Origin of the sequence: Streptococcus sp. 1559 (genome assembly GCF_013276735.1) — a bacterium.
GTDB classification, from domain to species: domain Bacteria; phylum Bacillota; class Bacilli; order Lactobacillales; family Streptococcaceae; genus Streptococcus; species Streptococcus pseudopneumoniae.
In genome coordinates this window covers 1-8,321 of record NZ_VMLO01000098.1, presented here as the reverse complement: position 1 = coordinate 8,321, position 8,321 = coordinate 1, and the positions used below count along the sequence as shown (strand labels likewise).

The window sequence follows — 8,321 nt, the reverse complement described above, 5'->3', positions numbered from 1 at the left end:
AGCTCCCCTGCTCGTTCTCGTTGGAAATTGTGGAACACAATTCCTTGGCAAAGAACAAGTCAAAAATTATTATATAGAAGCAAGAGAGCTATGCAAGATTTATAACAATCCTTTAATGTTGATGAAGATAGAAAATTATTTGAAGGAACTAGATGCTGTTTAGTTTATCTTGATATTGGAGTGTTACTTAAACATTAAATAGCCTGTAAGGCTGATAGTTAGATTAATACTATCAGCCTTATGATTATGTGACTATTAGTTCGTCTCGCTCCGTTAGGTGCGAGACAAAAAAACCACCCGCTATGCGGGTGCAGTTCATTCAACACCTGATAGTATGCGTTTTTTAGGGTTTTAAAGACTGATTGCTCAGTCTCTTTTTCATTATAATTCAGTTATAATTTAATCTTATTTGAGAAAGTGGGTGATGCTATTCTCTAATAAGACTATGATATTAATTTTTGATAGTACTTCCAGAAATTATAGATCCCCTTTCATCCCCAATTTCTATTTTCAAGTGTCTGTACTATATAGTGTGTTCTAAATTCACTATATCTTGTTAGGGGTTGAGTAGAATCATTGATAACAGACTGTTACAAATCTAGTTAGCTGTATGATTTATATTTATCTATTTTTCTAGTAACCAATCTATGATATTTTTCTTCTCAATTCCATTGTAATTGGCTGTTGGCTGAATCGTATCCATTGTTAATAGATACTTGGGGAATTGATCTTTAATGGCTTCTAGTGGTCTAAGTTCTCTTTCTAGTGTTTCAGGAGCAAGTGTTGTTTCACTGACTTGATAATAAGCGTAGTGACCAAGATCAGTTACAACAACAAAATCAACCTCATATTTATCTAAATTACCAACATATACTTGTGAATATCTACGTCTCAATTCCAAATACACCATATTTTCCAAGATATGCCCAATGTCTTCTTTGTGGTCTGGCAATAAGAGGTGTCGTAAACCTAAATCAACGGGATAATATTTTTCTAAGCGTTGTAATAATGCTCTGCCTTTTACATCAAAACGTGGAACGGAATAAAAAAGTAAACTATCTGTCAAAGTTGTCAAATAATTTTCCAAAGTATTATGGGATATTGAAACATTTTGGCTGACTAGGGTATTGCGAATCTTATTTGTTGATATTAAGCTACCTGTACTACTGAGTAGGGTTCGGACAATGCGCTCAATAATAGTAGGATTTGGATTTCCCAATCTAGTGACAATATCATTTAACAGTATGGAGTTATATATTCCTCTGAGATAGTCAATTTTTTCAGCGTAAGATGATGTTTGCAATAAGTAAGGGAAAGCACTAAAGAGATAATTGTTAAAAATTTCTGTTGTATTCAGATTCTCTGTGAGAGATTGACCTGATAGATATTCTTCAAATGACAAAGGAAGAACCTCTATCTCAACATACCGACCAGTCAAGTTTGTAGCTAATTGGCTACTCATAAAGTAGGCGTTTGATCCAGTCAAATAGAGGTCAACATTTGGTAGGATGAATAGGCTATCTGCAACTAGTTCAAATTTTTCAACATGTTGAATTTCATCTAAAAAGATATAGTATGTTTTCTCGCTAACTAATTGATCTTTTATATAAGTGTATAATGTTTGGAAATGTCGGAGGTCATAATAACTCAGATCCTCAAAATTGATGGATATGATTTGATCCTCGTCTACTCCAGCTGCTAGTAACTCCTCTTTATAGAGTTGAAAGAGAACAGATTTACCAGCTCGCCTCACTCCACTCACAACCTTAATGATTTGGCGGTCACGATGTCTTCTTAAAAAGTCTAAATAATGTGGTCTTTTAATATAGTTCATAATAGATACCTCAAAGATAGTATAATACAAACAGTAATTATTTTCAAATATTTAGAAATAATATTTAATTTGTTTGATTATTTCTAATTGTTTAGAAATAATATCTGGAACTATTTAAATATCTTCAAGATAGAAAAAGAAATTGTACTTGTTGATGTTGAATCATTTGTGTTAACAAGTCATTTAGAAGCATTTAAGAAATTAGTGAAATGAAAAACTCATGGCAGAACAAATTGTTGGGTATATGGTCTATTACTAACAACTACTGCTAGTTTATGAGATAGATATTTAATTATTCTCGGATAAATAGGATAAGCGTGCTGAAAACTTAGATATGACAAACAAAATAAAATTTTTAAAAGCTACAGAGAAACATGGTATAATGTATCTAAAGGAGGTAGCATATGTCCTTAGATATAGATAAAGAAAAGATGACAATCATGGGAATAGCTTTTGAAAACAGATCCGTTTTTAAGAGTGTTTGGTATGCTTTAAGTACAAATATGATTGAAGGATGGCGACCTACGGTTAGTGATGTTGAAAAATTACGAGATGAAGCTCTTGCTCTGGGGATGACTTAATGAAGCGCAACTGTTATGAATCTTATGACTATGTTGATCCGGATAATTTATATACCGATCCGGGTTCTTCAGTTCTAAGAAATAAGCAGGAAGGAAAAAAGCATGTGAGCTTGAATATCGTATGATTGCTAGTAAGAGTTTGAAATTATTTATCAATCCTATCTTAGTTAATAGTTTAAAAGTAGTTTGTTTCACAACTGCATAAGCTTAGAAAAGTTGAAAAGTGATAACTCTTTAATAAACTCTTGGTTTGTTAAAAGATATTTTGTCCACTACATTTTTTCAATTGACTATTATTTGTCATAGATATAACAGATAGAACATTGCATTCAGAATAATGAAAAACGCATCAAAAATGGTGCGTTCTGTTTTTATGCTATCATAAAAGGAGGAAAACAAATTGAAAATTTTTAAGGGAGAGTTTTATCGAATCTCTGTATTAACAGACAAGCTAGTAAGGTTAGAATACTCTCGAACTGGAAATTTTGAGGATAGAACGACACAACTTATCTATAATAGAGATTTTGGCCAAGTTTCGTTAGATTATATCGAGACATCAAACGTACTAGATATTATGACGGACTATTTTCATCTGCACTTTAATAAGGGAGAATTTAACGCCGAAAATCTATTTATAGAATTAAAAGGAAATTTTGCCGTATATGGTAGTCGCTGGTATTTTGGTGAATCTATTGAAACATTAAAAGGAACAGCTCGGACTCTGGATGAGGCAGATGGAGCAATCACGTTAGAAGATGGAATTATTAGCAGAAATGGTATAGCCTTATTGGATGATTCTCAAGGATTTATTTGGGATGAACAGTCTGGTTATATTGAGAGAGACAATCAAATTGACCTCTATTTCTTTGCCTATGGGCATGATTATAGAGGAGCAATCAGAGACTTTTACCATTTGACTGGCTCAACACCCTTGTTGCCAAGATATGCTTTAGGCAATTGGTGGAGTAGGTATTGGCCATATACGTCAGATGAATATTTGAATTTAATAGACAGATTTGAAACAGAGAAAATTCCATTATCTATCGGTGTGTTAGATATGGATTGGCATATAACTGAAATTCCAGCACGTTTTGGAAGTGGCTGGACAGGATATAGTTGGAATAAAAACTTAATACCAAATCCAGAACAGTTATTGCAACAACTTCATGATAGAAAGTTAAAACTCTCTTTAAATGTCCATCCTGCTGATGGTATACGGGCTTATGAAGAAGCTTATCCTCAAGTCGCAAAACGATTGGGGTTAAATGTAGAACTAGAGGAACCTGCTATTTTTGATTTTTTTAATCCCTCTTTTAGAGAAGCCTACTTTAAAGATGTTCATTATGAGCTAGAAAAGCAGGGAGTAGATTTTTGGTGGATTGACTGGCAACAAGGGACACAAGGCATGTTGGATCCACTGTGGCTTTTAAACCATTATCACTATCAGGATAGTTGTAAAAATGCAGAAGGTGGCTTGATTTTATCAAGGTATGCAGGTCCTGGTAGTCACCGCTACCCTGTTGGTTTTTCAGGAGATACCATTATTAGTTGGAATTCCTTAAGATTTCAACCTTATTTTACAGCGACAGCATCTAATATCGGTTATAGTTGGTGGAGTCATGATATCGGTGGACATATGTTGGGGGATTATGACGAAGAGCTACAAACTAGATGGCTACAGTTTGGTGTTTTTAGTCCGATTACTCGATTACATAGTTCTAGAAGTCCTTTTAATAGTAAAGAACCTTGGTTTTTTTCAGAAACAACATCTAAGATTATGAAGAAATACCTTCGTTTGAGACATCAGATGATTCCTTATCTATATACCATGAATGTAAAGACACATGAGGAAGGTGCCCCATTAATCAGTCCAATGTATTATTTCTATCCAGAGAATGATGAGAGCTATAATGTTCCAAACCAATACTTTTTTGGAACAGAACTGATGGTGGCTCCCATTGTAGAAAAGATGGATTTGACATTCCAATCTGCAAAAGTAGATGTATGGTTCCCTGAAGGTGAATGGTATGACTTCTTTTCAGAGAAAAAATACACAGGTGGTGTGAAGTTAAGTGTTTATAGGGACATCTCGACTACGCCTGTGTTTGCAAAAAGTGGTGCAATCATTCCCTTGGTTGGTTCTGAGATAGGTATGGGTGTTGATTTACCTGAAGTTGTAGATTGGTATGTATTCCCAGGCAAACAACATTCTTTTGAAATGCTTGAAGATCAAAATGGTCAAAGATATAAAACAAGATTATCAATCGATTGGGAAATGGGAATGGTAGAGTTAGCATTACAAGGAGATTCTAGTATCGTTCCAAACAATAGAAAACATAGAATTCATTTTAAAGGAACGAATGTGTCTATCATTGAATTGCCAAATAAGAATGATACAGCTAGATTTGAATGGAAAGATAATAAAAGGACACCCCTAAATGATGAAGTTTTTAGACTACTAAAGACGGCTTCTCTTCCATATGAATTAAAAGATAGATTGTTAAATCAATTCATCAATGCCAAAAATTCTCATGACTTAATGAATATCTTGCATCGTCAGGACGAGGAATTGAGAGGGCGTTTGTTGGAAATGATATTTACTAGCCAAAACTAATTGAAATAATTAGAAAGTCATTTGTTTAGTGTATATGAAGCTTCGGTATGGAATTTGTCATCATTGGTCACATTGAAAATGTGAAATAAGCACCTACAACATAGACTTTACAACACTTCATGTTTCATATCATGGGGTGTTTTTCTATTTAAGTCAAAGCCAATCAAAAAATCTCACTATTCATCAGGCTAAAAGAAACCTAATCATAGTGAGATTGTGAATTATAGTAATTTTTGTATCGCCTCTTCAATTTGTTTGGGGTCTGTTTTTGAAGAAAAGCGCTCAAAGACCTGCCCATCACGGCCGATGAGAAACTTAGCGAAATTCCATTCGATTCGTTTTCCTAGTGGGCCAGATTTTTGGTCTGTTAACCAAACATAGAGAGGGTCTGTCTCCTTGCCGTTGACCTTAATCTTGGCAAAACGTGGGAAGGTGGTTTGATAGTTTAGGCTACAGAAGCTGTTGATTTCCTCTGAGCTGCCGGGTGCTTGTCCCATAAACTGATTACAAGGGAAGTCTAAGATTTCAAAACCTTGTTCTTGATAGCGGTCATAGAGTTCTTGAAGTCCCTGGTACTGGGGCGTTAAACCACATCCAGTAGCAGTGTTGACAACCAAGAGAACTTTCCCACGATAGGCATCTAGTGGAGTTTCTTGATTGTCTTGGTTCAAGACTGAAAAATCGTATAGTGAAGTCATTGCTTGCTTTTCTCCTTCTGTTTGGTATTTTTAGGAGTTTTCTCCTCCTGTAGGGATAGAAAGCCGTAGGTCAGGGTTCCAAAAATGCTACCGATAATCAGGCCATACATTAGGAAAGGAACACTTTTATCGAATTGCACGAGCAACTTCCCAAAATCTGAAAAGGACATCTGCTGAACGAAGACTTTATGAAAGATGAGTAGGGTAAAGAGGCCAATCTGAAGGCCGATAAACACAATCCAGCTTCGGAATTTGATTTGGCCTTTGCTGTAGGTTTTGAGGACAATTTCTGACTTGTCATCTTTTTCCAGCTGGAGTTCTTTGACGACTCTTTGAGTTTTTAAAGTAATGAAAAAAATGAGTCCAGAGTAAACGTAGGGCATGGCATAGCGAACGGCTTCTATGAAGCGTCCAAATAACAGATAAAACAAGAAGAGGAAGAAGGAAGAATAAACGATTTGGACCATGGAACGGGCACAGGCTTTGTAGATAATCTCTTGCCGGCATTCATCAAAAGGGCCTTGGATATGAAAGAGATTTCGAAGTAGGCGAGTGGTGAAGTCTTCTTTTTTCATGTTAGTAATCTCCTAGATGAGTGGTTTTACTGACTTTCTTTTACGAATTGATAGAGATAATAAAGATAAGTGATAGAAGAAAGGCTAGCGATAGTCAGCAGTAAATAATATTTCCAACCGCTTGAGATGAGCATCAGTTGTGGTAAAGATAGAATCATAAAGTACAGTGCTAAGTTGAGTATGCGTGTTTTTTGGGAGTCAATCTTTAGATAAGTTAGCCCTTTGTTAAGTGCTGGAATAAAGACTAGCCCGAGGAATATCTCGCTGATTGGCAAGTTCCCTGAAACGATGATGAAGATGAGCAGGGAACTGAACAAAAGATGATAGGTAAGTAAAGTTACTAGTGATTTCATAAGGCACCTCCTAATCCTGGTCTTTTTTAGCTCTTGCAATACGAAGTGAGTCGACAATATGTATCATCACCCCGAAAAAGAAAGCTCCCAGTATAGTTTTAAAAATATGTTTTGTATTTAGAAGAGAACTGATAAAATTTGGATTTTCACTTGTTAGGGTATCAATGAGTGGAATTATAAAAAATATCACTGTTCCATAAATCGAACCTGCTTTCAGACCAGGATAACGTAACTGTTTCTGTTCTTTTTTCATGAGTTTCCTCCTAATCATTATCCTGATTTTTCTTGGCTTTTGCAATGCGACGGGAGATGATAATTTGTATAATCACTCCGAAGAAGAAAGATTGGAGAATACTTGAAAAAATATTTTTAAAAGTGAGAAGAGACTGAAGATAGTCCTGACTCTCACCTAGCAGTATATGGAGAAGAGGGGTTGAAAAAAAACTCATTAATCCATAGAGTAGACCTGCTTTCATACCAGGGTAGTGTAGTTGCTTGCTTTCTTTCTCGCTCAGCATATCTGGATCAATAGCTGTAATCCCTGTTTTTTTGGTTTGGGAGAGCACATAGAGAGCAGAAATCATCGAAATGCCGAATACCACAAGAGGATAGCCGATAGCGACAATTTGTGGGTATTTATAAGCGAGGACAAAGGGGATGAGATTTCCAAATGTCATCAGATAAAAGAGGATGATAAAGACTTGATTGCCAATACGATCAGCCTCGCGTCGTTTGTGTTCATCAAGTGGTCCTGAAATGCCATAAATGCGTTTGATCAGTTTTTCCGTGAAGGTTTCTTTTTTCATAAGTTTGCTCCTTTTTTAAAAATTATCCTCCCAAAAGAGACTGTTGAGGTCAGTTTGGAGGCTGCGGGCGAGATTGAGACAGAGTTCCAAGGTTGGATTGTACTTGTCGTTTTCAATCATATTGATGGTCTGTCTCGAGACACCGATATCCTTGGCTAGTTCTAGCTGGGAAATGCCCAGTTCCTTGCGAAATTCTTTCACACGATTCATCTGGTCTCCTTTCTGATTTATGTCGTATATATTTGACTATATTATATTCTTTTAAATATAAAGTGTCAAGTATTTTTGACATATTTTTGAAGAAATAGTAGTCTCCTTGTCCGATTATCACATTAAAATGAAAGCTCTTCTAGGCATAAGAAAACACCTCTGAGTTATACTTGTTGTTCAATCACAAACACAAGAAAGGCACAGAAATGCAAAACCATTATACTACAAAAGCCAAACATTTGACAATCGATAACCGTCGCTTAATCGAACGATGGAAAAAGGAAGGGAAATCAAATAGAGAAATTGCCTTTCTGCTTGGAAAAGTTCCTCAAACTATCCACACTGAAATCAAGCGTGGGACAGTCCGACAATGTCTTGGAAAAGGGCGCTTTAAAGAGGTTTATTCTGCCGACTATGCTCAACAGTCTTATGAAAATAATCGCAAGCGCTCGGTCAAGAAATCAAGCTTGACCAAGGAACTAAAGGAAAAGATTCTCCACTATCATAACCAAAAATTTTCGCTTGATAAGAAACAGGCTAGCACCAACTTTAAACCTGCTGGTCAATCCATCGAACAGCGGCCTGAAGCTATAAATCTTCGCTTGGAGAATGGGCATTATGATACTCAATTATTTTCAAAAAGCAACCTT

General features: G+C 35.8%; 10 protein-coding genes and 1 pseudogene. 4 read left to right on the top strand and 7 right to left on the bottom strand.

Features of this window, described 5'->3' with window-relative positions:
* A pseudogene (locus HT688_RS10215) lies at positions 1-163 on the top strand (helix-turn-helix domain-containing protein); the annotation flags it as partial.
* Between the two features lie 462 nt (positions 164-625).
* On the opposite strand, the gene HT688_RS10210 reads toward HT688_RS10215, so the two are convergent.
* Positions 626-1,834 (bottom strand): ATP-binding protein, encoded by a 1,209-nt coding sequence (locus HT688_RS10210; RefSeq protein ID WP_050208523.1) that lies wholly within the window; start codon positions 1,832-1,834, stop codon positions 626-628.
* A gap of 404 nt (positions 1,835-2,238) precedes the next feature.
* Here HT688_RS10210 and HT688_RS10205 point away from each other — a divergent pair, with 404 nt between their 5' ends.
* Together HT688_RS10205 and HT688_RS10200 are read left to right on the top strand one after the other, a co-directional pair.
* Complete coding sequence (locus tag HT688_RS10205) at positions 2,239-2,415, top strand: hypothetical protein (protein WP_000050748.1); 177 nt, start codon at positions 2,239-2,241, stop codon at positions 2,413-2,415.
* Positions 2,416-2,815: 400 nt separating this feature from the next.
* Positions 2,816-5,029: a glycoside hydrolase family 31 protein gene (locus HT688_RS10200; RefSeq protein ID WP_050208525.1), complete on the top strand. Its 2,214-nt coding sequence runs from the start codon at positions 2,816-2,818 to the stop codon at positions 5,027-5,029.
* Between the two features lie 221 nt (positions 5,030-5,250).
* Here HT688_RS10200 and HT688_RS10195 read toward each other — a convergent pair whose 3' ends face one another.
* The 6 genes from HT688_RS10195 to HT688_RS10170 are packed head-to-tail and all read right to left on the bottom strand — an operon-like array spanning position 5,251 to position 7,671.
* Complete coding sequence (locus HT688_RS10195; RefSeq protein WP_023941504.1) at positions 5,251-5,727, bottom strand: glutathione peroxidase; 477 nt, start codon at positions 5,725-5,727, stop codon at positions 5,251-5,253.
* Positions 5,724-6,302 (bottom strand): DUF3278 domain-containing protein, encoded by a 579-nt coding sequence (locus HT688_RS10190; protein ID WP_023941505.1) that lies wholly within the window; start codon positions 6,300-6,302, stop codon positions 5,724-5,726. The genes HT688_RS10195 and HT688_RS10190 overlap by 4 nt, the downstream gene beginning before the upstream one ends.
* A 26-nt stretch (positions 6,303-6,328) precedes the next feature.
* Positions 6,329-6,655 (bottom strand): hypothetical protein, encoded by a 327-nt coding sequence (locus HT688_RS10185; RefSeq protein WP_000839388.1) that lies wholly within the window; start codon positions 6,653-6,655, stop codon positions 6,329-6,331.
* Between the two features lie 10 nt (positions 6,656-6,665).
* Positions 6,666-6,908 carry a hypothetical protein gene (locus HT688_RS10180; protein ID WP_000712156.1) on the bottom strand — a complete coding sequence of 81 codons (243 nt, stop codon included), beginning with the start codon at positions 6,906-6,908 and terminating at the stop codon, positions 6,666-6,668.
* A 10-nt stretch (positions 6,909-6,918) separates the two neighbouring features.
* Positions 6,919-7,461 (bottom strand): DUF3278 domain-containing protein, encoded by a 543-nt coding sequence (locus tag HT688_RS10175; RefSeq protein ID WP_000712340.1) that lies wholly within the window; start codon positions 7,459-7,461, stop codon positions 6,919-6,921.
* Between the two features lie 15 nt (positions 7,462-7,476).
* Positions 7,477-7,671, bottom strand: a complete 195-nt coding sequence (locus tag HT688_RS10170) for a helix-turn-helix transcriptional regulator (RefSeq protein WP_001082471.1) — start codon at positions 7,669-7,671, stop codon at positions 7,477-7,479.
* Positions 7,672-7,877: 206 nt separating this feature from the next.
* Here HT688_RS10170 and HT688_RS10165 point away from each other — a divergent pair.
* Positions 7,878-8,321: helix-turn-helix domain-containing protein (locus HT688_RS10165; RefSeq protein ID WP_172923756.1), on the top strand; the 444-nt coding region annotated here is incomplete at its 3' end.

Coding starts and splice junctions, on each gene's coding strand:
- HT688_RS10180 (WP_000712156.1), bottom strand. CDS start 6,908: ATGAAAAAAGAACAGAAACAGTTACGTTATCCTGGTCTGAAAGCAGGT.
- HT688_RS10185 (WP_000839388.1), bottom strand. CDS start 6,655: ATGAAATCACTAGTAACTTTACTTACCTATCATCTTTTGTTCAGTTCC.
- HT688_RS10190 (WP_023941505.1), bottom strand. CDS start 6,302: ATGAAAAAAGAAGACTTCACCACTCGCCTACTTCGAAATCTCTTTCAT.
- HT688_RS10205 (WP_000050748.1), top strand. CDS start 2,239: ATGTCCTTAGATATAGATAAAGAAAAGATGACAATCATGGGAATAGCT.
- HT688_RS10210 (WP_050208523.1), bottom strand. CDS start 1,834: ATGAACTATATTAAAAGACCACATTATTTAGACTTTTTAAGAAGACAT.
- HT688_RS10195 (WP_023941504.1), bottom strand. CDS start 5,727: ATGACTTCACTATACGATTTTTCAGTCTTGAACCAAGACAATCAAGAA.
- HT688_RS10175 (WP_000712340.1), bottom strand. CDS start 7,461: ATGAAAAAAGAAACCTTCACGGAAAAACTGATCAAACGCATTTATGGC.
- HT688_RS10170 (WP_001082471.1), bottom strand. CDS start 7,671: ATGAATCGTGTGAAAGAATTTCGCAAGGAACTGGGCATTTCCCAGCTA.